Raw genomic sequence first — 25,935 nt, 5'->3', positions numbered from 1 at the left:
CTCACTTGATTGCGTGAATTGATTTTCCTATTGTCATCCCGTGGCTTGACCACGGGATCCAGTAAAAACATCAAAGCAATATAATAAGCTTAAATTGCTGGATGCCGTGATCAAGTCACGGCATGACACCTTAAACCTTATCCCAAAACGTAGATTTTTCAAACAAATTAATGTTGTTCTGATAAAGGTTTTTGAAGTTCTAGGAGCTTGTTGCTATTTCTGCTTCATTTAAATTTGTAACGTTAATAGCAGTTTCCGTTGCTATATTAACATAACTTCCCGTTACTTCGGTTACACCGCCGGAAACAAGATAAGTAATTTGTGGGTTGTGTATATCATCTATATAAACCTGTACTAAACCGGCTTTTAAACTAACGATCATCAGAGCGTGATTCGGCAGCACTCCAAACATACCCTCCTCACCCGGCATTGTTACCATTTTAGCTTGCTTTTCAAATGCAATACTTAAAGGAGTAATTATTTTGACTAGAGTTGTTTCGTTCATATTTTAGTTTATCCTTAATGTCACCTAGTTCGCTTGACCACGGGGTCCAGAAAAACGACTTGTTATATTGCTACTTTCACTGGATCCCGCAGGTACAAGCCACGGGATGACAATGACTACATCTTCAGAGTTTTCGCCTTCTCAATAGCCTCGTCCATAGTTCCGACCATATAAAAAGCAGCTTCCGGTAAATCATCGTATTTACCCTCTACAAGCCCTTTAAAGCCTGCTATAGTATCAGCTAAATTAACAAATTTGCCTTCAGCTCCGGTAAATACTTCAGCGACATGGAAAGGCTGTGATAAGAAACGCTGTATTTTTCTAGCACGCGACACGGTTAGTTTATCTTCTTCGGATAGCTCATCCATACCTAAAATAGCAATGATATCCTGCAACGATTTATAAGTTTGTAAAATCTGCTGCACTTGTCTTGCTACGCTATAATGCTCTTCACCGACAATCATCGGGTCAAGTACCTGAGAATTACTATCTAACGGGTCAACTGCCGGATAAATTCCAAGCTCGGCTATCTGACGGCTAAGTACTGTTGTAGCATCTAAATGTGCGAAAGAAGTAGCAGGAGCAGGATCGGTTAAATCATCTGCCGGTACATATATAGCCTGCACGGAAGTTATTGAGCTGTTCTTAGTAGAGGTGATACGCTCCTGTAGCTCTCCCATATCAGTAGCAAGAGTAGGCTGATATCCTACCGCTGACGGAATTCTACCAAGCAACGCCGATACTTCAGAACCTGCTTGAGTAAAACGGAAAATATTATCTACAAAGAATAAAACATCTTGCCCCTCATTCATATCTCTAAAACTTTCCGCAATGGTCAGACCGCTTAACGCAACTCTTGCCCTTGCTCCCGGCGACTCGTTCATTTGTCCATAAACAAGAGCTACTTTTGAATTTTCCGGTTTCTCAAGGTCAATCACACTGGAGTCAATCATTTCATGGTAAAGATCATTACCCTCTCTAGTTCTCTCACCGACTCCTGCAAATACCGTATAACCGCCATGTGCCTTAGCTACGTTATTAATAAGCTCCATAATTAACACGGTTTTACCGACCCCTGCACCACCGAATAATCCTATCTTACCGCCTTTAGTATAAGGAGCAAGTAAATCAACAACTTTAATACCGGTTACTAATATATTACGCTCGGTTGACTGATTGGTAAAATCAGGAGCAGACTTATATATAGAAGAAATATTTGAGCTTTTAATGTCTCCTTTACCGTCAATCGGCTCACCTACAACATTCATAATACGCCCAAGCGTCTCAGTACCTACAGGAATACGAATAGGACTGCCTGTATCTATTACTTCTACACCCCGCACTAATCCTTCAGTAGAATCCATAGCAATACAACGCACCGTATCATCGCCTATATGTTGTGCTACTTCCAGCACTATCCTTTGTTTATCGTTATAGCATTCTAGAGCATTTAAAATTTCCGGTAACTCACCGTTATTCGTAAATTTTACATCCACCACCGCTGAAATAATCTGAGTAATTTTACCGATATTTTTTGTCATAATTTTTTCTTTTGTTTTGTCATCCCGTGGCTTGACCACGGGATGACACAGTCTTATATCTACACCGCCTCAGAGCCGGCTATAATCTCTATCAACTCCGTAGTAATAATAGCCTGTCTTGATCTATTCAACTTTAAAACTAATTTACTTATTAAATCATTAGCATTATTTGTTGCATTTTCCATAGCGGTCATTCTAGCTCCCTCTTCACTTGCTCTACTTTGTAGTAAAGCATAATTTATTTGGGAATTCACATATAAATTAATTAGATTAGAAATTAGATTTTCTCCCTCATACTCATAGTGGTCATTCTCTATTTTAGAATCATCATGATATTTTTCTACCGGTAAAACCTGTTGTCTAGTCATAATTTGAGTCATTGCGTTCTTAAATTTATTAAAATATATAACACAATTACTAACTTCTAGATTTGCGACTAGCGACATAATTTTTTGTTTTACTTCCAGCATTAGATTTTCATCATGAATTTTGGGTAACTCAAAATAACTATCAATATAATTTGCATATTGCCTTTTTAGTGCTTCGTAACCTTTTTTTCCTATAATGATAAGCTTTATTTGTTCGCCTTTATTTTCTAACTCTTTAATATCATTCTTAACTTGCTTAATTATACTGTAATTAAACGTTCCGCATAAACCACGCTGTGATGTCATAACTATCAATAAATTTGCTTTATTCGGTATAGTATTAAAAAATTTCTGCTCTTCTATAGATAACTCATACATATAAATTGATAATATATCAGACATCATTTTACTAATAGCCTCAATATAAAAATTTGAATTGGCTATTTGACTTTTTATTTTTGCCATTTTAGAAGCTGATACTAGTTGCATTGCTTTAGTAATCTTTTGTGTAGATTTAACGCTTTTAATTCTAGTTCTTAATTGCTTTAAATTTGACATATAGTTTTATTTCTTTATAAACCTATGTCACTCCCGCGTAGGCGGGAATCCAGTAATTAAAAAATACAAACATACTAAATTTTTAAAATTAAAAGCTCGATTTATCTCGCTTTAAACTGGATTCCCGCCGTTGCTGGAATGACATAGAGTACGGTAATAATATAACACTAATTAACCTGCTTTCACAAATTCCTTAACGAAATTTTCTAAAAATGCTTTTAGTTTCTGCTCGGTTTCTTCGGTTATACGTTGCTCGTTTTTTATTGATTCCAAAATATCTTTTTTATTTAACCTTATCTCCGTAAGCATTTTATCTTCAAATTCTTTTACTTTCTGAAGCGGTACATCATTTAAATATTTCTTAGTTCCGACATAAATACTTACTATTTGTTCTTCTATCGGAAAAGGATGATATTGAGCTTGTTTTAATATCTCAACTAATCTTTTACCGTGATCGATTTGTGCTTTAGTGGCAGGGTCTAGATCTGATCCAAATTGCGAGAAAAACTCCAGCTCTCTAAATTGAGCAAGTTCTAGCTTTACCGAACCTGCTACCTGCTTCATAGCCTTTATTTGTGCTGCAGAACCAACACGGCTTACTGAAATACCGACATTAACGGCAGGTCTTACGCCTTTATAAAATAACTCACTTTCTAAGAAAATTTGACCGTCGGTAATTGAAATAACATTTGTTGGGATATATGCGGATACATCACCTGCCTGCGTCTCGATTATAGGAAGAGCAGTAAGTGAACCGTTGCCTTTTTCCTCTGACATTTTAGCAGCTCGCTCAAGCAATCTTGAATGCAGGTAGAACACGTCACCGGGATAAGCTTCTCGCCCGGGCGGTCTTCTAAGTAATAATGAGATTTGTCTATATGCGACGGCATGCTTACTTAAATCATCATAAATAATAAGTGCATGCATACCGTTATCACGAAAATATTCGCCCATACTACAGGCAGAATAAGGGGCAATGAATTGAAGAGCTGCAGCTTCCGAAGCAGTAGCCGAAACAACGATTGTATAGTCCATTGCTCCAGCATCTTCTAGTTTTTTTACTATCTGTGCAACACTTGATCTTTTCTGCCCAATAGCTACATAAATACAATAAATTTTATCGCTTTCATTAGTAAGTGAATGAGCTTGTTTTTGATTAATAATAGTATCAACCGCTATCGCCGTTTTTCCGGTTTGTCTATCACCGATTATTAACTCTCTTTGCCCTCTACCTATCGGAATTAACGAATCTATAGCCTTTATTCCGGTTTGTACAGGTTCGCTTACGCTCGTTCTTTCTATTATTCCCGGAGCCTTCATCTCGATATGTCTGTACTCTTTACTTGCAATATCGCCTTTGCCGTCAATAGGGTTACCAAGAGCATCAACAACACGACCAAGCAAAGCTTTTCCTATCGGTACTTCTAAAACTTCTTTAGTTCTTTTGACATTATCGCCTTGCTGTACTTGGTTATCATCGCCCATAATTACAGCACCGACGCTATCATTCTCCAAATTTAAAACAAGACCCTTAACACCGGATTTAAACTCTACTACTTCACCGGATTTTACATTAGCAAGACCGTAAATTTTAGCTATACCGTCACCGACCGAGATTACCTGCCCAACTTCTTCAAGTTCACTCAAGCAATTAATATTAGCTATTTCCTTTTGTAATATTTCAGCTACTTCAATAGGCTTTAGTTTCATGTGGGGTGACTCCTAATTACGCGTTGTCATCCCGTGGCTTGACCACGGGATCCAGTTAAAAATGACAAAATAATATATAGCTTTAGATTGCTTATGGATCCCGTGGTCAAGCCACGGGATGACAATAGTACTCAAGCAGCAACCCTAACTTTCTTTAAAGCTTTCGTTATTTTCTCTAAACTACCTTTTATTGAGTAATCTTGCAACATACTATCATATTTAATTACAATACCGCCGATAATAGTAGAATCAATGTTAAAAATTATTTCTGTTTTTTGATTTAATTCTTTTTCTATACGAGATTTAATCCACTCTTGCTCTTTAGGTTGTAACTTATTTGCAGAAATAACCTGAACTATCTTTATGTTTTTACTTTCATATAGTAAAGTATTATAAGCATCTACTATATTAGATAAAATAGCAGTACGAGAATTTTTTACCAATAACAATAAAAAATTATTCACTATTTTGTTAAATTTAGTATTTTTTACTAACGAATTAACCACATTAATTTTATCATCCTTATTTACTATAGGAGAAAATAGGAATTCTCTAATATCAAAATTATCGGTAATTATACGATTTATAGCGGTAATTTCTTCAAAGATTTTATCTTGTATATTATCAACCATAGCGTTATTAAATAACGCCACTGCATAATTCTCGATTAAATTATCTTTGTTCATACATGTATTGCCCTATCAAATGCAGCTAACACCGACTCGTGCATCATTTCCGATAAAGTCGGATGCGGGAAGATAGTATTAATTAAATCCAACTCCGTTCCTTCTAAATTTTTTGAAACCACATATCCTTGTATTAATTCTGTTACTTCCGAACCTATCATATGAGCTCCGAGTAACTCACCGGTTTTAGCATCAAATATAGTTTTAATTAAGCCGTCGCTATCACCGCTTACTAAAGCCTTACCATTAGCCATAAAAGGAAACCTGCCTATTTTAAGCTCATAACCTAAAGCTTTCGCCGCTTCTTCCGTAAGTCCGACGCTTGCTATTTGCGGCGAAGAATAAGTGCAACCCGGTATATTATGCTTATTGATAGCATGGGGCTTTAAGCCAGCTATACTTTCCGCTGCAATAATCCCTTCATGGCTTGCTTTATGAGCTAAACAAGGTACTCCTGCTACATCCCCTATAGCATAAATTCCCGATTCTGCAGTTTGCATTAGTCCGTTAGTAACTATATAGCCATTTTCTATTTTAATTTTGGTCTTTTCAAGTCCTAAATTTTCTGTATTTGCCGTAATACCTACTGCCATAAGTAAGATTTCAGCTTGTAATTTTTGTGTTTTACCGTATAACTCTAGCTCAACTTCTATCTTATCTTTTGATTTTGTTTGCTTAATTAACTTAGCATTTGTAATAATTTTTATTCCCTTTTTCTCAAAATTCTTATGAGCGATTCCGGCAATTTCCGTATCTTCAGCAGGTAATATTCTATTATGTGCCTCAATTACGGTAACATCCACACCAATACTATTATAAAATGAAGCGAATTCTATACCTATTGCACCTGAGCCGACAATAATCATAGATTTCGGTACATGCTGCGGTATCATAGCTTCTTTTGAAGTCCATATTTGCTTGCCGTCAGGCTCAAAGCCTTTTAAAACTCTAGATCTTGCTCCGGTAGCTATAATAATATTATCTGCTTTTACTATAGGTTTATCATTTATACTTATTACCTTACTTCCTGCAAGGCTTGCTACTCCGTCTATCACGGTAACTTTGTTTTTTTTCAGTAGTAACTTAACGCCACCTGCAAGTTTATTTGAAATCTCTCTTGAGCGTTCGACTATTTTCTTAATGTTGATTTCAGCACCTTTAGAATCAATTCCATAATCTTTAGCATGTTTTATATATTCAAAAACCTCAGCAGATTTAAGCAGGGATTTAGTCGGTATACATCCCCAATTAAGGCACACCCCTCCTAAATGTTCTTTTTCTATTAATACAACTTTTTTCTTTAATTGTGCTGCTCTAATTGCCGCAACATATCCACCAGGACCACCGCCTATAACGGCTACATCGTATTGTTCCATTTTATTTTTGTTTTGTTAGTTAGGTTTATTGCCATCTCTGTATGAACTTATGTCATTCCCGCGAAAGCGGGAATGACACTAGAGTATACTACTCTTCAGCATCCATCTGTTTTTTTCATGCACCTTAATCCGCCCGATAATCATATCGGCTGTCCCTTCATCACCTTCTGCTTGTGCTACTTTGAGTCCCTTATATAATGTATCTCTAATAATATCTTGATCTTTTGTTAGACTTTTAAGCATTTCGTTTGCTGTTACGTTTGGATTTGCCTCATCTATAGATGCAAGCTTTATTAAATTTGATAATGCGGGGACTTTAGCACCTAAACTTCTCACTCTTTCAGCAAGTTCATCTAAGCTTTCAGCTAAATCTTCATATTGTCCTTCAAATAATAAATGTAGACTTCTAAACTCTGCTCCTTCTACATTCCAGTGATAATTCTGTGTTTTAAAATATAAAGCATAACTATCTGCTAAAATTTGTTCTAAAGCTTTTACTACTTGCATAATATCCTCAAATTTTTATGAACTTTTTGACTTTATAACATTTCTTTAGATACTTCAAGAGATAACAGGGTTTATATAAATTCCTGATATATTTCTTTTCTGTGTTTGATTGCAATAATAATTACCGTAGATGTTTCTTGTTCAATACGGTATATAATACGATAATCACTTATTCGGAATCTTCTATGACCTTTCAAACTATAGCGTAACGGTTTGCCAAAAGCTATGGGATCAAACATTAATCGTTCTTCAATTGCACATTTGATAAGAGTTTTTGCATTGGAGTAAAGCATTGGGATATGCTTATTTGTTACTTCTTCTAGATAACATATTTTATAATTCATTTCCACGCTTCTTCGTGAGAGTAAGTTTTAGCATTCTCTTTATCAAGCTTTTTAGCAACTTTTGACAGAAATAAATCTTCTCTCATTTCAAGAGCTTCAAGTGTTAATTCTCTGACTAAACTCGATAAAGATTTATTTTCTTGAACTGCTAAATTACTAAGCAAAGTGGAAATTACCGGCTCAAAAGTAACATTAACTCTTGGACTTTTAGACATATAGAATTATTTTTATTGATTAGTATTATTATTGTAACACTTTTACATCACTCAAACAATAAAATTATCAATTAAGACTAAAATTGCAATGATTATATATTAAATATTAATTTTTATTAGTAAGTTCTTGACTAATCTATTAGTTTTATCTATTGTGCCACCTTAATTTAAAACTTAAGGGATAGAACGGCATGAATTACATTTTTCTTTAACTACCGCAGCAAGACTTAACTAATACAATAAAAACAATTGGTGGTCAAGGATACCACATGCTTAAAATAGGGCATAATGTGGCCAGTTACTATCTAACTACCTTTAGTTTAATTGAACCAACTTGCCATAAAGAGAATATATTAACAACTCTGTGTAATAAAGGAATTGAATTATTAAATACTGAAACAAGCAATTTTGTATTTGAAGGAATGTTCAAAATAAAGGAAGTATTAACTGTAAATAAAGCTATTATTACAGCGATTAATGATAATGGAAAGACTATACGGGATTATATATTGCAAAAACAAGGTGATAAGACTTATATATATGAGGAACGCTTGCTTAAAATATGTCAAGAAAATCTTCAAGGAAATCTTACTATTGAGGGTATACTTAATATCGCAGTGGATAATAACCCTATTATAGGAGATATTAAAGGGTGCGAAATATTTGAAGTAGAGAAAGAAAATGCTCTACAGGCGATTCTCTCAGAAATAAAGGATTTAATAGCTAACCCGATATCTAGCACTACTCAAGCAAGTGATATTAATACAACCGAGGGATGGACAGAGTCCGTAACAGAATATTTATCTGAAATGGCGACTAATGCAGTTAATAATACAATAACAAATTCTACTGCTGAAATTTCTGAATCAATCTTTTCCGATAACACTGAAAGTTGGACTGAAACGGGAATAAATTTAATTAATAACACCGTAGCAAACCTTACTAATACTGCTTTCAATTCAACTTATAACCCTCAAGAAAATATGTTTGATGAGAGTGATAACGATACTTCCTTAGTTGCTCCGTATATAAAATTTGGTATAGCTGGAATTGCCGTTATCGGTGTAGCAATAGTTGCAGGATTAACTTGGTATGTTAGAAATAAAAACGCAAAAAAAGCTAAATTAAAACAATATATTGATGAAATTGAAGCTGAAAGAGCTGCTGAAGATAAACTTGCTGCTAACGATACTGAAGAGCATAACGCTCCTCTACTTAACAACAATACAGAGCATAATGATCACACTACGGTAGATATGACCGGACTCTCCTATGAAGAGGCTCTAGATATATAAGTGTGTAAATTCTAAAATAGGCATTAAATTCGCCCCTCAAATTTTATCAAAAAGTGAGCCATGGCCTCTCCCCAATTTTGGATAGGCATATTCCATTTTCGCGTAATATAGTCAATTGTCAAGTACAAAGTCTTAAATACAGAGTCGTCGTTAGGAAAACCCCTTTTGTTATTAGTAACCTTGCGTAATTGACTATTTAAACCTTCGATTGCATTGGTTGTATAAATGATACGCCTAATCACTTCTGAGTATTGTAAAAAAATTATCAAATTCTGCCAATTATTTTGCCATGATTTTGCAATATGTGGGTACTGTTTGCCCCATTTCATATCAAAATCAGATAAGGCAGTAAGTGCTTCATCCTCAGTGATAGAGCTGTATACTAGCTTCAAATCTGCTGCAAGTTCTTTACGATCTTTATAGCTTACATATGACAAACTATTTCTGATTTGATGTACAATGCACAGCTGATGCTCAGTTTGTGGATATACTGCAGATATCGCCTCACTCATGCCCGTTAGATTATCGCTACAAGCAATTAAGATATCTTTTAATCCCCTGTCTTTCATTTCAGTAAAATTATTTAACCAAAATTTAGCTCCCTCATTCTCGCTAATACACAAGCCTAAAATATCTTTCCTTCCGGTTAAATCTACACCTAAAGCTACATATACTGCCTTATTGATAATTCTCTTATCTTGACGTACTTTAACTATAAGTGCATCAAAATATTTAGCATTACCTATCACTGCTATTAATGCCGTAGCGGTAATTAAACCTATACCAGGTATAACTGTTAATTGTTTGTATTTATCCAATTCACCAGCTATTATTTTTAATCGTTTTTCTAACTCTGTTATTTTTTTATTATTATCTATAAATTCTTCTTTCAACTCGCTAAACGTTTGATAGCTAAGTTGGCTTAAAGCTCCACTATCTAAAATCTCTGTTAATGTACTGATAACTTTATTTATCCCTTGGGGAATGATTAAACCAAATTCATGCAACAAGCCTCTAATCTCATTGGCTAGTGCAGTACGGTTTTTTACTAATCTAGCTCTCACCCGATGAATTGATAAAAATATCTTGTTGCTCTATACTCTTGATTGGTACAAATCTCATATTTGGTCTTGTCACTGCTTCACAAATTGCTTCTGCGTCAGCTTGATCGTTTTTATTAGTTTTTACATATGGTTTTACAAATTGCGGTGCTATTAACCTAACTTCATGCCCTAATTTTACTATCTCCCTTGCCCAATAACTAGCCCCGCCACAAGCTTCTATACCTACTAAACATTTTGGCAGATTAACCATAAAACCTAATACTTGATCCCTCATTAATTTTTTCTTTAATACTGTCTTCCCGTTTTTATCTACTCCATGAATTTGGAAAATTCTTTTTGCAATGTCTATGCCAATTGTGCTAACTTCCATTTGTGGACCTCCTTATTGTTGTCTAGGATTAATTTCCTACTCTAGAACGATAACATTTTTTATCGATTCCGTATATAGGGTAAGTCCATACCATTATCTTGGCAGTTTATCGACAGCCGCTAAATATTCAACTCGGTTTAACTTCTGCCGTAATGTTGATGCTTGAAACTTCCCGCTACCAAAATTAAAGATAAATGAGATTAAGGCGACTTGTTGCTTACTTGTTGCTTAATTAAATTATTAATATTTCTTTTTATAAGGTAATAAATTTACTATTTAGAAGAAAGAGAAAAGCTGCTTAGTTTAGAGATTTGGTGAAAGACAATTAATAAAAATTAGTTTTATCGAACCTTTCATTAAACGGCAAAAAGCTTGATTTTATGCTGCATCTGCGGTTTGATATTTTTGTAGAAATACCGAAAAATGAAGAATGGCGCACCCTAAAGGATTCGAACCTCTGACCCACAGATTAGAAATCTGTTGCTCTATCCAGCTGAGCTAAGGGTGCTAAGCATTTACGGTAAACTTTATATCAGTTTTAATAGTTTTTTTCAAGTATTCTTTTATTATCATAAATAAATGTGATAAATAACATAATGAATAAATTCTATAATTACAAGTCTTCTTCACATCAGGTTTTACTTAATCTTAAAGTAAAGCCTAATTCTAAACAGAATCTAATTAGCGATTTTGTAATCATCAATAATATCCCATATCTAAAATTATCTATAAAAGCAACACCGGAACAAGGTAAAGCTAATGAAGAAATCATAAATTATCTAGCAAAAGAATGGAAATTATCACGCAAGGATATAGAAATTATTAAAGGTCATACTAATAGCTTAAAAACGATATTGATAAAAAATATTGACGAAGACTATTTAAATTTGATTATTAATTCCTATATTAAATAAGGTGCAATGGTTGCTAAGCTGTCGATGTCATTCCCGCGTGGCATTGTTGCGTGGATCTAAAAACGCGTTCGGTGTCATACCGTGGCTTGACCACGGTATCCAGAAAAAAAATTTAAAATACTAAAATTTTAGTATTTTAAGCTGGATCCCGCGATCAAGTCGCGGGATGACACTGGAAAAGCTGATCCTCACGGGAATGATATCAGCAGTTATATGACTAAAAAATAATTCATTAACTGGAATAATTATGACACAAGAAAAAAAGAAATTTGACGCTGAGGTTGGCAAGATTTTAAATTTAATGATTCACTCTCTTTATAGTAATAAAGAGATTTTTATGAGGGAGTTAATTTCTAATGCTTCGGATGCTTGCGATAAATTACGTTATTTATCTCAAAGTAATAGTGAATTAGTAGCTGGCGATAGCAATTTTAAAATTACGGTTAAAGTCGATAAAGATAAAGGACAAATCATCATCCGTGATAACGGTATCGGCATGAATAAAGACGATTTAATTGAAAATCTCGGTACTATTGCAAGATCAGGTACGGCAAATTTTCTTAAAAGCCTTTCCGGTGATTCTAAAAAAGACAATATGTTAATCGGTCAGTTTGGTGTTGGATTTTATTCAAGCTTTATGGTAGCCGATAAAGTGCTTGTCACCTCAAGAAAAGCAGGCGAAGATAAAGTCCATACTTGGGAATCGGACGGACTTGGCGAGTACATTATTTCAGATTCGGACAAAGAATTCACAAGAGGCACGGAAATCGTTTTACATATCAAAAAGGAAGAAGATACATTCCTTGATCATTTCAGGTTAAAACATATCGTTAAAAGCTATTCCGATCATATAGCAGTACCGATATATTTCTTTGATGAAGCCGGTAATAATGAAATCCAGCTTAATTCAGCTTCTGCATTATGGACAAGACCGAAATCAGAAATTACGGAAGAACAATATAAAGAATTCTACAAAAGCCTATCTTATGCCGTTGATGACCCTTGGATAACTATGCATAATAAAAACGAAGGAGCTATAGAATTTACTAACTTGCTTTTCATTCCATCGAGCAAAACATTCGATTTATTCCATCCTGATCGCAAGAGACGAGTTAAATTATATATCAAAAGAGTGTTTATTTCTGATGAGAATATTGATTTAATTCCGTCATATTTAAGATTTTTACGAGGCGTGGTTGATTCAGAAGATTTACCGTTAAATATTAGCCGTGAGTCATTGCAGCATAATAGTGTACTTGAGAAAATCAAGAATGCTATTACAAAAAGAGTGCTTGACGAGCTTAGAAAAAAGAAAGAGGAATCACCTGAAGAATATAATAAGTTTTGGGCTAATTTCGGTGGTGCTTTAAAAGAAGGTTTGTGTGAGGCTACTACCGACCATGAAAAATTATTAGAAGTATGCATATTCAGAAGTGCCTTGCATAATAAAATGATCAGCCTTGACGAATATATAGCAAATTTTAAAGAAGGGCAGAATACTATATATTATTTAAGCGGGGATAATCCCGATAAATTACTTTCAAGCCCACAAATTGAAGGACTACTTAGTAAAAATATCGATGTATTACTTTTTACCGATACAGTGGATGATTTTTGGGTAAATGTTAATAGCGAATATAAAGGACATGCTATTAAATCAGCAACAAGAAGCGATATCGATGTAGAGCAAACTACTTCACAATCTGAGGATAAAAATGCAGATAGTAAAAAATCCGATGACGAATATAAATTGCTAACCGATTATTTTAAAGAGACGCTTGGGGAGTTAGTAAAAGAAGTTAAGATCTCTAAAAAATTAACCTCAAGCCCTGCTTGTCTTGCCGTTAGCGACGCTGCTATGGATATTCGTATGGAGAGATTTTTGATTGAGCAGAAACAAATAGCTGCTGCATCTGCCAAAAATTTAGAGCTAAATCCTAAAAATAAAATCATAGAGAAAATCTTTAACGACTTAAAAGCAAATAATAAAAATAATGAAGAATTGGTTAATCTAATATTTGATCAAGCCTGTATTTTAGAGGGCGAACCGGTTGCTGATACCGGTGCATTTTCAAAGAGATTAAACGATATTGTACAAAAAGCTATATTATAACTTCAAAATTAATTAGTTTTAATGTATAGTCAATTGATTTGAACTTTGTGCTTCGTTGTTCGTCGACTCGCCTATTAGTATAGGCGTCGCTCTTCACGCCTGTCACAAAATTCAACTGAATTGACTATAGAATGGTTGCAAACGTGAGTTTGGAAGTATTGTTCTGTTCGATGTCATTCCTGCGTAGGCGGGGTGTTGTTGCATGGCTCGGTTTATGTCATTCCCGCGTAGGCGGGAATCCAGCGTAAAGCGAGATAACCTAAGCTTTTAAAAAACTTTAAAATACTGGATTCCCGCGTAAGCGGGAATGACATAGAGAAAATGTCTTATTACGATACTATATTTAGCAAACATATAGACAAAATTAAGAGCGAAGGAAGATATCGAGAATTTAAAGCCTTAAAAAGACAAGCCGATAATTTTCCTTTTGCAGAACACGCTAATAAACAAATAGTTATGTGGTGCATTAATGACTATTTGGGTATGAGTAAACATGCAAAAGTAATGCAAGCTTCTATAGATGCCTTGCTAAAATACGGTGTTGGATCAGGCGGAACTCGCAATATCGGCGGTAATAATATTGCCATTCTTGAGCTTGAAAAAGAACTTGCAGATTTACACAAAAAGCAAGCAGCTTTAGTTTTTACATCCGGTTTTGTTGCAAATGATACAACGCTTGCAAGTCTTGCTAAAATCATGCCAGATATAGTATTTTTCTCCGATGAGCTAAATCATGCTTCAATAATTGCAGGAATTACAAGTTCAAGAGCCGAGAAATATATATATAGACATTTAGACGTTAAGCATCTAGAAGAGCTTTTACAATCAGTCGATATTAATAGACCGAAAATTATTGTTTTTGAATCGGCTTACTCTATGGACGGTTTTTTCTCACCTATCAAAGATATAATCAACTTAGCCAAAAAATATAATGCTTTAACCTTTATCGATGAAGTTCATACGGTCGGTTTATATGGTAAACATGGAGGCGGTATTGCCGAGCTTCTTAATTGTAGCGATCAAATCGATATTATTCAAGGTACACTTGCCAAAGCATATGGCACTATCGGTGGTTATATCACTAGCAACCATAATTTAGTCGATGCTATAAGGCTAACCGCTCCGGGATTTATTTTCACTACTTCATTACCGCCGGTAATTTCTACCGCTGCAACGCATAGTATTAGACACCTTAAAGAATCGAATGAAGAACGAATAAAACATCAAGAAGTAGTTACAAAACTTAAAAATTCTTTTGAAAATTTTAATATACCTTATTTGAAAAATGAAAATCATATAGTGCCGATAATTATTGGTGATCCGATTAAAGCAGCTAGTGCCTCAAATATGCTCCTTAATGAATACGGTATTTACGTTCAACATATCAATTTTCCAACCGTACCGAGAGGTACGGAACGCCTCCGAATCATCCCAACTCCAGCCCATACCGATAAAATGATAAATGATTTATCTATAGCCTTAGTGCATATATTTGCCAAACTTGATATAGAATTATCTTCTACAAAAGAACTAAACGAAGAAGTACGCTTGAATCTTATTGCTTAACTTCACGTCATTGTGAGGAATTTGCAACTTTGTTGCATGGTTCGTTTTATGTTATTCCCGCGTGGCATTGTTGCGTGGATCAATTTCACCTCTGTCATCCCGTGGCTTGACCACGGGATCCAGTTAAAAATACTAATATATTAGTATTTTTTATTGTTTTTATGGACCCCGTAGTCAAGCGAACTAGGTGACACAGTAGGTTTTACCGATCCACGCAACAAGGCCTTCCCGCGTAGGCGGGAATCCAGAAAACAACCTTAATACTAGTACAAAAATTACATATTAATTAATAAAATAAACCTAAAAAAACAAATTTTTTTAGGTTTTACTGGATTCCTGCTTCCGCAGGAATGACATAGTATACACGCAATAATGCTTTCAGTCTCTTAGCTAACGACGATATAGATAGTTACTAAGCAATACCGATGAGCTTATAAAAACTATTGCATATTTCGGCTCATTAGTTTATTTTGGTTAGCAAACTATGTACAGAATTAATGGATTATTAAAATGGGAATTACCGTATTAAAAAACGAAGGATTGGATTTTCATGCAAGAATCTCTACTCCTTTAAGTGAGATAGATGACGATATTCAAAAAGAATTGCTTGATTTAACCAAAAAAGTTAAAATAGCAGGTTTTAGAGCCGGTAAAGTACCGGTTTCAATTGTTAAGAAAAAATACGGTACTTCCGTCAGGAATGATATAATAGAAAGAAGAATTAACCATTCGGTAAATCACGTTATTAAAGAACATAATCTAAATATAATCGGTAGACCCAAAATTGAAGAATTGCAAAACGAACCCGATAAAGCTTTAGAATTTACCGTAAAAATAGAGCTATTACCTAAAATTACTATTCCGGATTTAAAGAAAATCTCACTAGATCGTCCAAAATTAGAAGTAAACTCTAAAGATGTTGAAGAACAACTAGAAAAACTTGCCGCATTAACAAAAAGCTATACTAAAGAAAGTAAAGCAAAAATAAAAGACGGAGATCAGGTTACTATTGATGCAATCGGGTACATCAAGGATGAAGCTTTTGAAGGCGGTAAATTAAATGATTTTAAGGTAGTAATAGGTAGTAATGCACTTATTCCAGGTTTTGAGAAACAATTAATAGGTTCTAAAACAGGTAGTGAAGTAGATGTTAATGTTACTTTTCCTGAAAATTACCATGCTAAAGATTTAGCAGGTAAAGATGCTCGTTTTGCAGTACAAATTAAAGCAGTACATAATGCAGAACCTACCGTTATTGATGAGGAGTTTGCTAAAAAATTCCAAAGTAATAGCCTTGAAGAATTGCGTACACATTTTGCTAAACAAATAGAAAACGAATCGGAAGAAGCTATTAATACTATAATGAAAATGAACTTATTTGATAAGTTAGAAAAATTGTTAGATTTTGACGTACCGGAATCTTTATTAGAGCAAGAAAAAAATATTCTAAAGTCCGAAACCGATAAAAATGACCAAGATGAATCATTATTAAAAGATAAATCCCCTAAAGAAATAACAGAATATTATAATAAATTAGCCCTACGCCGTGTGCAAATAGGCTTATTACTTGCTGAATACGCAAAATCTAAAAATTTGCAATTAGAGCCTGATGATTTAAGAAAAGTTATTATGCAACAAGCACGTAATTTTCCTGGGCAGGAAAATATGATATTTGATTTTTATAAAAATAATCCTAGAGCAATTGAAGGACTTAAAGGTCCTGCCTTAGAAGATAAAGCTGTACAATATATATTTAATAACGAAATAAAGCTTAAAGAAAAGAAATATACTAAGGAAGAGCTAGAGAAATATCTAGAGGCAAAAGAGCAACGTATTACTTTGATTTAAAGTTTATTAATTGTCATTGATGTCATTCCAGCGTAGGCGGGAATCCAACATAAAGCGAGATAAATCGAGCTTTTAATTTTAAAAATTTGCTGTATTTATACTTTTTTTTGGATTCCTGCTTTCACAGGAATGACATCGGTATCCACGCGGGCAATACCCGTCTTTCTTAGCTCCGGCAATATATTACTCCTGATTTTTTATAGTCTTTAAAGCTAGTTTAACTATTTTATTTACCCCTAGATTAGTGTAGGTAGAGATAGAAAAAACTTCTTTATTAGTAGCTTTTTGCAACTTATTTATTTTTTCTTGTATTTCCTCATCGGTAAGAACATCACATTTATTAAGACATATGATTTCGATTTTATTTTTTAGATAATCGGAATATGATTCAAGCTCAAGACGTACTGTATTATAATCTGCCACTACATCATTACTAGAGCCGTCTATTAAATGTATTAATACATTACATCTTTCTATATGCTTTAAGAATTTATCGCCAAGTCCGTGACCTTGATGAGCTCCCTCAATTAAGCCAGGAATATCGGCTATAACAAACTCTTCATCATCAACATACACCACTCCAAGATTCGGCACTAAAGTAGTAAAGGGATAATCGGCAATTTTAGGCTTGGCTGCCGTTACAACCGATAAAAAAGTAGATTTACCGGCATTTGGAAGACCCACAAGCCCAACATCAGAGAGGAGTTTTAAGCTTAAATGAATCCACATTTCTTCAGCAATTTCGCCTTCCGTACGCTTTCTTGGAGCTTGATTAACCGACGTTTTGAAATGACTGTTGCCAAGACCGCCGCTTCCTCCTTTAATCATTTCAAAGCTTTGGTCATCCTCAGTGAAGTCATACAATAATATATTGCCGTCCTCGGAAAAGATTTGAGTACCGATGGGAACATCAAGAACTAACGATTTTCCTGATTTACCGCTTCTATTTGAACCTTTACCGTTTTCGCCGTTTTCTGCGGTAAAATGCTGTTTATATCGATAATTTACTAGCGTATTAAGATGGTGATTACTCCTGAAAATAACACTACCGCCACGTCCACCGTCACCACCGTCCGGTCCGCCTCTGTCAATAAATTTCTCACGATGGAAACTAACGCAACCATTGCCGCCGTTTCCACCTTTTATATATATTTTAACTTCATCAATAAAATTCATTATGTACCTCTGTGTCATACCGTGGCTTGACCACGGTATCCAGTAAAAATATCAAAAAATGTACACCTTGAACTGCTTTTCTAGATACCGTGGTCAAGCCACGGTATGACACAGCGGGTTTTACCTCTCCCCGATACCCTTATACTCTCTATGTACATAACCGGTGTAAAGCTGTCTAGGTCTGCTGATTTTTTGTTCAGGGTCTTCGTGCATTTCTTTCCATTGTGCCATCCAGCCTACGGTTCTTGCTATTGCAAAAAGTACCGTGAACATTTGCGACGGTATACCCATAGCTTTATAGATAATACCTGAATAAAAATCAACATTTGGATATAATTTTCTCTCAATAAAATATTCATCTTTAAGAGCGATAGCTTCAAGTTCTATTGCTATTTGCAGGAGTGGGTTGTTTTCTAGCTGTCCGAGTTCCTTTAATACTTCTTTGCAGGTTTCTTTAAGTACTGCGGCACGGGGATCGTAGTTTTTATATACACGATGACCGAAACCCATCAACCTAAATGGATCATTTTTATCCTTAGCTTTAGCTATATATTTAGGAATATTTTCAGAACTACCGATTTCTTTAAGCATATTTATTACCGCTTCATTAGCCCCGCCGTGAGCAGGCCCCCAAAGTGAGGCAATCCCTGTACTTACGCAAGCAAAAGGGTTAGCCCCGGATGAACCGGTAATTCGGACTGTTGAAGTAGAAGCGTTCTGCTCGTGGTCAGCATGCAGAATAAATATTTTATTAAGAGCATTTTTTATTATTGGATTTACTTTATATTTTGTACAAGGCGTTGCAAACATCATATGCAGAAAATTTTCAGTAAAATCTAACGAATTATCAGGATAAATAAACGGTTGTCCTATAGAATATTTATAAGACATTGCGGCGATAGTTGGTATCTTAGCAATCATTCTAATAGCGGTAAGTTCGTAGTCTGCTTCTTTAAAATTCAGTAAATCAGGATAAAATGCCGAAAGAGAACCAACGGCCGCAAGCATAATAGCCATAGGATGAGAAGAGCTACAAAAGGTTTGAAATAAATAGTGTAATCTTTCATTCACTAATGAATGATAAGCAACCTGTTTAGTGAAATTATTATACTGCTCGATGCTTGGTAATTCTCCATAGATTAGCAAATATGCCACTTCTAAAAAATCACTTTTCTCGGCTAAATCTTTAATGTCATATCCTCGATGTCGCAAGATTCCTTTATCACCGTCTATATAAGTGATAGTAGACTGACAAGAAGCAGTAGACATAAAGCCCGGGTCATAAGTAAAACAATCGGCTTCCGAAGATATCCTGCTTATATCGATTACATCCTCACCAATACTTGCTTTAAGTATAGGTAATTTAAATATTTTTCCTCTGATTTTTAATTCGGCAAATTCTGAATCATTATTATTTTCATTGGTCATATGGATATACCTTATTTTTATACATCAGTAAGTATAACCCTAATTTAATGAAATTAGAAACGAATTATTATTTATGAGGATTTAAAAATTTTCTTTGATATCTTGCTCAGCTTACAAGATTAATGAAAAATTATAATTAGACATTGGAGTTTAACTACTCTTTACAAAAATCACGAATATCTTGTAACGCTTTTTCTCCGGAAATTAATTATAAATTCGTTTAAAACGCACATGCTTCTATTTTCAACTGCAAGCCTAAAGCGTTTAATAAAGATCCTATATTGTCGAAACTTGGATTACCTTTGCTAGATAACATTTTATATATATGTTGTCTATTTATATGAGCTTCTTTAGAGATCTTTGCTATACCTCCCCTTGCTATAATGGCTTCTTTTAAAGTAGCCAAAAATAGCTCTTTATTATGATCCACGAAATATTGCTCTAATGCTTCATTAATATACTCTGCTAATATTTTCTCATTTTGCAATTTTTCTTTTAAATAATCTGTAAACTTTTCCATATAACGTCCTCAATTTCGTTTATAAACTTCTTCTATTATTTCTAAAGCTTTTTCAATATCTTTGCTTTGCGTATCTTTATTACCTGCATTTAATAGTAGAATAATTTTATTATCTTTTTCAGTAAAATATATTCTATAACCTTTGCCAAAGAAAAACCTAAGCTCATATAGTCTTCCTTTTATCTGTTTGTAATCACCATAAATTCCATATTCTAACCGAACTAATCTATTAAGAATTCTACTATGCGTCCTAATATCTAATTTTTCTAACCAATCTTTAATATAAGATTTACCGTTTGCTGTTATAAAAAATTGTATTTGTTTAGTTTTTTGCATATTAAGCTTAACTAGGTTCTGTGAAGGAAAATTAATTTAATATATTTTTGTTCTTTTTTGCTGCAAATTATAAGATTTTTTTGAAATAAGAACAACTATTACTGCAAAAATCTTATTAATTTTCGCTTAAAAATATCTAAAAATACAAATAATTTAATTTTCTTTCACAGAACCTAGAGATAATTATGTTGTCGCATAAATACGACTAATTGTCCAGTAGAAAATTATTTTGAAAAGTACGTAAAGCTGTGAGTACTAGATTAATGTACAAGTTATGCAATGAGTTTATTATTCATGAGATACTCCTTAATCTTTAGTAAATCATACCAAGAGGTGCGTTTTTGCATAGGTTGGCGAAGTAAATAAGCAGGATGGAAAATTGCCGTAGTTTGGATAGGAGCGGATAGATATTTATTGGTATAAAAATAATATTCTTGTCTAATTTTAGTAATACCCGAATTTTTTCCAAGTAAGCTAGTTGCAGCCGTGCTACCGACTAGAATAATTAGCTTCGGGTTAATAAGAGCAATATGTTTCTCGACAAACGGTCTACAAATATCGACTTCTTCGAGTGTTGGCTGTCTATTAGCAGGAGGACGCCAAAATACCGTATTAGTAATATAAGCGTTATTTTTCCGTGAAATTCCGATAGCGTGCAGCATATTATCAAGTAAATTGCCACTTTCGCCGCAAAAAGGTATTCCTTTCAAATCCTCAGTACTTCCGGGAGCTTCGCCTATTAACATAATTTTAGCTTCCAAATTACCATCACCGAAAACCGTATTAGTAGCAAATTTCTTAAGTTCACAACCATTAAAATTTAGTAGAGATTCTTTTAGTTCTTCGATATTATTAGCTTTATCGGCAAGAGATCTTGCTAGGGTTATATTATCATGAACTTTATCATTCATATTGAATGCAGTTTCTTTTGTAGACATAGGTTTTACTTGTGGCTTGATATTATTACTCACTTTTAATTTCGGCGGATGCTCAGAGCAGTAATATTCAACACCGATTGCACTTAACCATTTAAGCGTATTACTCATTATCTTAAAATAAAATATGTTAAAATATTCCGTACCACACGAACTAAATAATATAAGACTCGACAAAGCCTTGTCACAACTTCTTGAAAATGTTTCTAGAAACCAAATCCAAAAAGCTATTAAAGATTCGCAAGTACTAGTTAATGATGTAATTATTTCTGATCCTGATGTTTTGGTCAAGGAGAATGATATTATATTATTTTCTTTTAAAGAACCTGAAGAGCTAAAAATTACGGCAACAAATATAGAACTTGATATAGTTTACGAAGATGATGATTTGATAGTAATTAACAAAGCTGCAGGTATGACGATACACCCGGGAGCAGGGCATCATGATGATACTCTTGTTAATGCACTACTTCACCATACGAAAAATTTATCGGATATAGGTTCAGCAGAAAGACCCGGGATAGTGCATCGTTTGGATAAAGATACTACGGGCTTAATGGTAGCTGCTAAAAATAATAAAGCACATATGCTACTTGCAAATCAGATAGAGCAAAGGCAGGTAATACGGAAATATAAAGCGTTAGTTTGGGGAGTAATTAATCCGCTAGAAGGAGTCATTAAGAATAATATCGGTCGCAGTAGAGTAGACCGCCAAAAAATGACCATATTAAAATATGGTGGTAAAGAAGCCGTAACACATTATAAAACTCTAGAATTGTTTCACAAGGGTACTATTAGCATGGTAGAATGCAAGCTTAGCACGGGTAGGACTCATCAAATTAGGGTACAGCTAAGCCATTTAAAGCATTCGGTAGTTGGCGACCAAACTTACGGCAATAACGACCGAAAAATTGCTCATTCTTCTCCTGAACTAAAAGCAAAATTAATCGATTTTAAACGCCAAGCCCTGCATTCTTGGTATTTAAGCTTTACTCATCCGACTAGTAATGAAATTATGGAATTTTCTTGTGAGTTGCCAAGGGATATGGAAGAAATTATAGCCACCGATGCATTACACAAATTCATTGAACTTAAGAAACAAGCTCCTTTGGATAGTATAGAAGATATTTTAGAGATGAAAAATCTAGGTAGAAAATGAGAACTTGACATAAATTGTATTACAATTATAATTACACTATGTGTTTATAATTGTAATACTTAAGAGTTATGTCTGCACTTACTGTAAGATTACCCGATGATTTAGCCGAGGAAGTAGCTAAAAGGGCTAAAAAACTTCATATTTCACGTAGTCAGTATATTAGAAGATCTATTGAAACTATGAATAAAAGCCTATATGAGCAAGAAAGGAAAGAAAAATTATTTGCAATTAGTATGCGAACAAGAAAAGAAAGCATGAAAATAAATTCCGAATTTTCTAATATAGAGCATGACCCTGAAAATTAATCTCGGAGAAATTTGGCTTGCCGATTTAAATCCTAGAGTTGGTAGTGAGCTTGGTAAAACAAGACCTGTATTGATTATTCAAGATCAAGTATTATTAGATGCAAATCACCCATCTACTTTAATCATCCCTTTAACAACTAATTTAATAGATGATGCTTTTCCTTTACGAATTCGTATTAAAGCTCATAATAAATTAGAAAGAGATTCAGATCTTTTAATAGACCAAATACGTAGCATAGATAATAAACGCTTAATCCTAGGGCCTCTAACTACTTGCAGTCCTATCATTATGCAAACAATATATAAAGCAATATTAGAAGTTATAGGAGTTGGACCTGTTCCGTGCAATATTCTATAAAACAAGTCTTGAGTAAAGCAACAGATAAATTAAATAAAATAGGCATCAATTCACCGCAATTAGAAGCACGAATCTTACTACGGTATGTTATAAATAAACCTATTGAATATTTGCTTATTAATCTTGATGAGCAGTTAAATGAAGCTGAAATAGAAGCTTTTGAAAAACTGTTAGAGAGAAGATTAAAGCATGAACCTATAGCGTATATTACAGGCGTTAAAGAATTTTACTCACGTGAATTTATTGTTAATAAACATGTATTAATTCCAAGAAACGATACTGAAGTTTTGGTTGATGTTGTGTCTCAATGTCATTCCCGCGTAGGCAGGAATCCAAAAAAAAAGCGACTGGATCCCCGCTTTCGCGGGGATGACATAAGAGAAACCTGCAATGACAAACTCTTTAGCATACTCGAACTCGGTACAGGTAGCGGTTGCATTGCTATCAGCCTATTATGCGAACTACCCAATGCTAATGTAATTGCTACTGATATCAGTCTTGATGCAATAGAAGTTGCTAGAAATAATGCTCTAAAATATCACGTGATGGATCGAATTCAGGTTATTCACAGTAATTGGTTTGAGAATATTGAGGATCAGAAGTTTGATTTTATCGTTAGCAACCCACCATACATATCTCATAGTGAAAAATCAGAGATGGCAATTGAAACAATCAATTATGAACCGTCTATAGCTTTATTTGCTGAAGAAGACGGTTTACAAGCTTACCGTTTAATCGCTGAAAATACAAAAAAATTCTTAAAACCAAACGGTAAGTTGGCATTAGAGATAGGGTTTAAACAGGAAGAAGCAATAACTCAAATTTTCTTAGATTGTGGTTATAATATTGAAAATGTTTATAAAGACCTACAAGGTCACAGTAGGGTAATATTATTTTCTCCTATTAACTTAACTCGGTCATACGCAAGGCGTATCGGAAAAAACTTATCAGGGCTGCAACAGAATTTATTAGATAACGAACTACCGAAATATTTATTTTCCAAAGAAAAACTTATTGATGAAAAACGTAAAATCTTTTTAGAAATAGGTTTTGGTATGGGCGAGCATTTCATTAACCAAGCCAAAATGAATCCTGATGCACTTTTTATTGGGGTAGAGGTATATTTAAACGGCGTTGCAAATGTTTTAAAACTTGCCGGCGAGCAGAATGTAGTCAAATCAGTTGGATTTAATTACAAGGAGCAAGGAGCGAAGTCTATAACTAATAGGAGAGCGACGAGTGACTCGTTCAGTGAATTCAAATCATTTGACTATATCACGAATTTTTTATTATTTCCTAATAATTTGGATTTAATATTAAATGAGATACCAAGTAACAGTTTAGATGGAATTTATATTTTATTTCCTGATCCATGGATAAAAAATAAGCAAAAAAAGAAACGTATTTTCAATAAAGAACGGCTTAAGATTTTACAGGATAAACTAAAAGATAACGGTAATTTAGTATTTGCTTCCGATATCGAAAATTATTTTTATGAAGCAATAGAGCTAATAGAGCAGAATGGTAATTTTGAAATTATGAATAAAGATGATTATTTAAAGCCGCATGATAATTATATAATTACCAAATATCATCAAAAAGCTATTAGGGAGAATAGAACGCCGAAATTTATGATTTTGCGGCACGTTTTAGGCGATCATTAATTGCAGCCCCTATATTTACCGAGGGTATGGGGCTAACTGCTATACCGCTTACATCATGAACTGCCGCATAATCGTCAAGTATTCTTAAATAAGCATAAAGATTTGCAGCAGCTTCTATAAGTTCACCTTTGGCACTTAAATTTAATGAAAATTTCCCCGTAAGATTAATATTGCCAAAATTTAATCCAATTTCTCTATCCCCCAAATTTGTAGCATTTAATCTAATAGGCATATTCGGTGAATAGTGTTTAGCAAGCATTCCCGGAGCTTTTATATTACTTGTCTTTGATGCTTTTAAAACTTTTACCCCAAGTACTTCTTCTAAAACTTCAGCAGTTATAAACCCTTCTCTAAGAATAGTAGGAGTAACAGTTGTTGTATCGATTATCGTTGACTCTAGCCCATATTCAGATTGATAAATTTCAGGTGCTAAAATAAAAATTTCTGCGTTTTCTGAAAAATGTTTTGTAACATGCTCGGCGTTAGTCGGACTAATATAGTTTGAAGGGTTGGCACTTGGTGCGGCTATAGGTACGCCTGATTGTCTGATAAGTTCTAATGCTAGCGGATAAGACGGTATCCGAATCGCTATTGTATTAAGTCCTGCCGTTACACTAGGAGCAATAGACCTCTTCGGAAACTCTACTTCTAGGGGTAATTTGTACGTCGATCCGGTACTCGCATCCTCACGTATGTCTATATACGTTGCGGTGCTGCGTTCCGTGTCTCCTTCAAATTCCTCCCTATAAGCGAGTTTCCGAAGAGGTCTAACATTTGCATTCTCTTTTAAAGGGACAACTATAGATAAAGGTCCAGGCCAAAATTTTTCTGCTATTTTTGTAGCTAAATCATTAAACTTTCCTATTTCCTTTGCTTGCTCTATGGAGGAGACATGCACAATAAGCGGATTAATAGCAGGGCGATTTTTAAATTGAAAAATCTTTAAACAAGCTTCATTATTAGTAGCATCCGCTCCGATTCCATAAACTGTTTCGGTTGGAAAAACAACTACCTTGCCTGATTTTATAAATTGAACTGCTTTACTGAACATTAATTTAGTTATTTTGGTTTTGT

General features: G+C 34.2%; 25 protein-coding genes, 1 tRNA gene and 5 pseudogenes. 9 read left to right on the top strand and 22 right to left on the bottom strand.

Features of this window, described 5'->3' with window-relative positions; genetic code table 11:
- Nucleotides 1-167: 167 nt before the first annotated feature.
- The 10 genes and pseudogenes from AC5587_RS00430 to AC5587_RS00385 all read right to left on the bottom strand — a co-directional run bounded on the left by AC5587_RS00430 (nt 168) and on the right by AC5587_RS00385 (nt 7,810).
- A pseudogene (locus AC5587_RS00430) lies at nt 168-505 on the bottom strand (F0F1 ATP synthase subunit epsilon).
- 116 nt (nt 506-621) lie between these two features.
- On the bottom strand, nt 622-2,046 hold the full coding sequence (atpD, locus tag AC5587_RS00425) for a F0F1 ATP synthase subunit beta (RefSeq protein WP_499162960.1): 1,425 nt from the start codon (nt 2,044-2,046) through the stop codon (nt 622-624).
- Between the two features lie 59 nt (nt 2,047-2,105).
- Nucleotides 2,106-2,972, bottom strand: a complete 867-nt coding sequence (gene atpG / locus AC5587_RS00420; protein ID WP_410526437.1) for an ATP synthase F1 subunit gamma — start codon at nt 2,970-2,972, stop codon at nt 2,106-2,108.
- Nucleotides 2,973-3,143: 171 nt separating this feature from the next.
- Nucleotides 3,144-4,682 (bottom strand): F0F1 ATP synthase subunit alpha, encoded by a 1,539-nt coding sequence (gene atpA / locus AC5587_RS00415; RefSeq protein WP_499162494.1) that lies wholly within the window; start codon nt 4,680-4,682, stop codon nt 3,144-3,146.
- 12 nt (nt 4,683-4,694) lie between these two features.
- Nucleotides 4,695-4,817 carry a hypothetical protein gene (locus AC5587_RS00410; RefSeq protein WP_499162493.1) on the bottom strand — a complete coding sequence of 41 codons (123 nt, stop codon included), beginning with the start codon at nt 4,815-4,817 and terminating at the stop codon, nt 4,695-4,697.
- Nucleotides 4,814-5,368 carry an ATP synthase F1 subunit delta gene (gene atpH / locus AC5587_RS00405; RefSeq protein WP_499162492.1) on the bottom strand — a complete coding sequence of 185 codons (555 nt, stop codon included), beginning with the start codon at nt 5,366-5,368 and terminating at the stop codon, nt 4,814-4,816. Before atpH ends, AC5587_RS00410 begins: the two co-directional genes overlap by 4 nt.
- Nucleotides 5,365-6,744 carry a dihydrolipoyl dehydrogenase gene (gene lpdA / locus AC5587_RS00400; protein ID WP_499162491.1) on the bottom strand — a complete coding sequence of 460 codons (1,380 nt, stop codon included), beginning with the start codon at nt 6,742-6,744 and terminating at the stop codon, nt 5,365-5,367. Before lpdA ends, atpH begins: the two co-directional genes overlap by 4 nt.
- A 78-nt stretch (nt 6,745-6,822) precedes the next feature.
- Nucleotides 6,823-7,251: a Dps family protein gene (locus AC5587_RS00395; RefSeq protein ID WP_410526434.1), complete on the bottom strand. Its 429-nt coding sequence runs from the start codon at nt 7,249-7,251 to the stop codon at nt 6,823-6,825.
- Between the two features lie 71 nt (nt 7,252-7,322).
- A complete protein-coding gene (locus AC5587_RS00390; RefSeq protein ID WP_410526433.1) occupies nt 7,323-7,595 on the bottom strand; it encodes a type II toxin-antitoxin system RelE family toxin in 273 nt (90 codons plus the stop codon).
- On the bottom strand, nt 7,592-7,810 hold the full coding sequence (locus AC5587_RS00385) for a DUF6290 family protein (protein ID WP_485440729.1): 219 nt from the start codon (nt 7,808-7,810) through the stop codon (nt 7,592-7,594). The genes AC5587_RS00390 and AC5587_RS00385 overlap by 4 nt, the downstream gene beginning before the upstream one ends.
- Before the next feature lie 269 nt (nt 7,811-8,079).
- Here AC5587_RS00385 and AC5587_RS00380 point away from each other — a divergent pair, with 269 nt between their 5' ends.
- Nucleotides 8,080-9,105 carry a hypothetical protein gene (locus AC5587_RS00380; RefSeq protein ID WP_499162489.1) on the top strand — a complete coding sequence of 342 codons (1,026 nt, stop codon included), beginning with the start codon at nt 8,080-8,082 and terminating at the stop codon, nt 9,103-9,105.
- 23 nt (nt 9,106-9,128) lie between these two features.
- On the opposite strand, the pseudogene AC5587_RS00375 reads toward AC5587_RS00380, so the two are convergent.
- From AC5587_RS00375 to AC5587_RS00360, 4 genes and pseudogenes are all read right to left on the bottom strand, one after another.
- A pseudogene (locus AC5587_RS00375) lies at nt 9,129-9,836 on the bottom strand (IS256 family transposase); the annotation flags it as partial.
- A 233-nt stretch (nt 9,837-10,069) separates the two neighbouring features.
- A pseudogene (locus tag AC5587_RS00370) lies at nt 10,070-10,539 on the bottom strand (IS110 family RNA-guided transposase); the annotation flags it as partial.
- Nucleotides 10,540-10,632: 93 nt separating this feature from the next.
- Nucleotides 10,633-10,731, bottom strand: coding sequence for a glycoside hydrolase family protein (locus tag AC5587_RS00365; RefSeq protein ID WP_499162959.1), 99 nt, complete (start codon nt 10,729-10,731; stop codon nt 10,633-10,635).
- A gap of 239 nt (nt 10,732-10,970) precedes the next feature.
- Nucleotides 10,971-11,047, bottom strand: a tRNA-Arg gene (locus AC5587_RS00360).
- Nucleotides 11,048-11,135: 88 nt separating this feature from the next.
- Here AC5587_RS00360 and AC5587_RS00355 point away from each other — a divergent pair.
- The 4 genes from AC5587_RS00355 to tig all read left to right on the top strand — a co-directional run bounded on the left by AC5587_RS00355 (nt 11,136) and on the right by tig (nt 16,980).
- The gene (locus tag AC5587_RS00355) at nt 11,136-11,453 is read left to right on the top strand and encodes an A1G_07140 family DUF167 domain protein (RefSeq protein WP_499162488.1); all 318 of its coding nucleotides are present in this window, start codon (nt 11,136-11,138) and stop codon (nt 11,451-11,453) included.
- 247 nt (nt 11,454-11,700) lie between these two features.
- Entirely contained in the window at nt 11,701-13,566 is a 1,866-nt protein-coding gene (gene htpG, locus AC5587_RS00350; protein ID WP_499162487.1) for a molecular chaperone HtpG, read from the top strand.
- Nucleotides 13,567-13,887: 321 nt separating this feature from the next.
- The gene (gene hemA / locus AC5587_RS00345; protein WP_499162486.1) at nt 13,888-15,132 is read left to right on the top strand and encodes a 5-aminolevulinate synthase; all 1,245 of its coding nucleotides are present in this window, start codon (nt 13,888-13,890) and stop codon (nt 15,130-15,132) included.
- A gap of 510 nt (nt 15,133-15,642) precedes the next feature.
- Nucleotides 15,643-16,980, top strand: coding sequence for a trigger factor (gene tig / locus AC5587_RS00340; RefSeq protein ID WP_499162485.1), 1,338 nt, complete (start codon nt 15,643-15,645; stop codon nt 16,978-16,980).
- 183 nt (nt 16,981-17,163) lie between these two features.
- On the opposite strand, the gene obgE is transcribed toward tig, so the two are convergent.
- The 6 genes from obgE to AC5587_RS00310 all read right to left on the bottom strand — a co-directional run bounded on the left by obgE (nt 17,164) and on the right by AC5587_RS00310 (nt 21,486).
- A complete protein-coding gene (obgE, locus tag AC5587_RS00335; RefSeq protein WP_499162483.1) occupies nt 17,164-18,156 on the bottom strand; it encodes a GTPase ObgE in 993 nt (330 codons plus the stop codon).
- Nucleotides 18,143-18,268, bottom strand: coding sequence for a palindromic element RPE4 domain-containing protein (locus tag AC5587_RS00330; protein WP_410526848.1), 126 nt, complete (start codon nt 18,266-18,268; stop codon nt 18,143-18,145). Before AC5587_RS00330 ends, obgE begins: the two co-directional genes overlap by 14 nt.
- 8 nt (nt 18,269-18,276) lie before the next feature.
- On the bottom strand, nt 18,277-19,584 hold the full coding sequence (locus tag AC5587_RS00325) for a citrate synthase (protein ID WP_499162481.1): 1,308 nt from the start codon (nt 19,582-19,584) through the stop codon (nt 18,277-18,279).
- A 220-nt stretch (nt 19,585-19,804) separates the two neighbouring features.
- Nucleotides 19,805-20,104, bottom strand: a complete 300-nt coding sequence (locus AC5587_RS00320) for a helix-turn-helix domain-containing transcriptional regulator (RefSeq protein WP_499162480.1) — start codon at nt 20,102-20,104, stop codon at nt 19,805-19,807.
- Nucleotides 20,105-20,113: 9 nt separating this feature from the next.
- Nucleotides 20,114-20,440: a type II toxin-antitoxin system RelE/ParE family toxin gene (locus AC5587_RS00315; RefSeq protein WP_410526851.1), complete on the bottom strand. Its 327-nt coding sequence runs from the start codon at nt 20,438-20,440 to the stop codon at nt 20,114-20,116.
- Between the two features lie 272 nt (nt 20,441-20,712).
- Nucleotides 20,713-21,486 carry a uracil-DNA glycosylase family protein gene (locus tag AC5587_RS00310; RefSeq protein WP_499162479.1) on the bottom strand — a complete coding sequence of 258 codons (774 nt, stop codon included), beginning with the start codon at nt 21,484-21,486 and terminating at the stop codon, nt 20,713-20,715.
- A 16-nt stretch (nt 21,487-21,502) separates the two neighbouring features.
- Between AC5587_RS00310 and AC5587_RS00305 the strand changes: the two genes are divergently transcribed.
- From AC5587_RS00305 to trmB, 4 genes are all read left to right on the top strand, one after another.
- Nucleotides 21,503-22,534 carry an RluA family pseudouridine synthase gene (locus AC5587_RS00305; RefSeq protein WP_499162478.1) on the top strand — a complete coding sequence of 344 codons (1,032 nt, stop codon included), beginning with the start codon at nt 21,503-21,505 and terminating at the stop codon, nt 22,532-22,534.
- A gap of 68 nt (nt 22,535-22,602) precedes the next feature.
- Nucleotides 22,603-22,839: a ribbon-helix-helix domain-containing protein gene (locus tag AC5587_RS00300; protein WP_202069476.1), complete on the top strand. Its 237-nt coding sequence runs from the start codon at nt 22,603-22,605 to the stop codon at nt 22,837-22,839.
- Nucleotides 22,823-23,197 (top strand): type II toxin-antitoxin system PemK/MazF family toxin, encoded by a 375-nt coding sequence (locus AC5587_RS00295; protein ID WP_499162477.1) that lies wholly within the window; start codon nt 22,823-22,825, stop codon nt 23,195-23,197. Before AC5587_RS00300 ends, AC5587_RS00295 begins: the two co-directional genes overlap by 17 nt.
- Nucleotides 23,182-24,861 (top strand): bifunctional peptide chain release factor N(5)-glutamine methyltransferase PrmC/tRNA (guanosine(46)-N7)-methyltransferase TrmB, encoded by a 1,680-nt coding sequence (gene trmB / locus AC5587_RS00290; RefSeq protein WP_499162476.1) that lies wholly within the window; start codon nt 23,182-23,184, stop codon nt 24,859-24,861. Before AC5587_RS00295 ends, trmB begins: the two co-directional genes overlap by 16 nt.
- Here the strand turns inward: trmB and AC5587_RS00285 are convergent.
- Both AC5587_RS00285 and AC5587_RS00280 read right to left on the bottom strand, forming a co-directional pair.
- A pseudogene (locus tag AC5587_RS00285) lies at nt 24,827-25,486 on the bottom strand (L-threonylcarbamoyladenylate synthase); the annotation flags it as partial. The gene trmB and the pseudogene AC5587_RS00285 sit on opposite strands and share 35 nt — an antisense overlap.
- A gap of 147 nt (nt 25,487-25,633) precedes the next feature.
- Nucleotides 25,634-25,912, bottom strand: a pseudogene (locus AC5587_RS00280) (L-threonylcarbamoyladenylate synthase); the annotation flags it as partial.
- Between the last annotated feature and the right edge of the window lie 23 nt (nt 25,913-25,935).

Origin of the sequence: Rickettsia endosymbiont of Hedychridium roseum (assembly GCF_964028255.1) — a bacterium.
Classification (GTDB): domain Bacteria; phylum Pseudomonadota; class Alphaproteobacteria; order Rickettsiales; family Rickettsiaceae; genus Rickettsia; species Rickettsia asembonensis.
The sequence above is the reverse complement of the archived record's forward strand: the minus strand, read 5'-3'. Positions and strand labels throughout refer to the sequence as shown.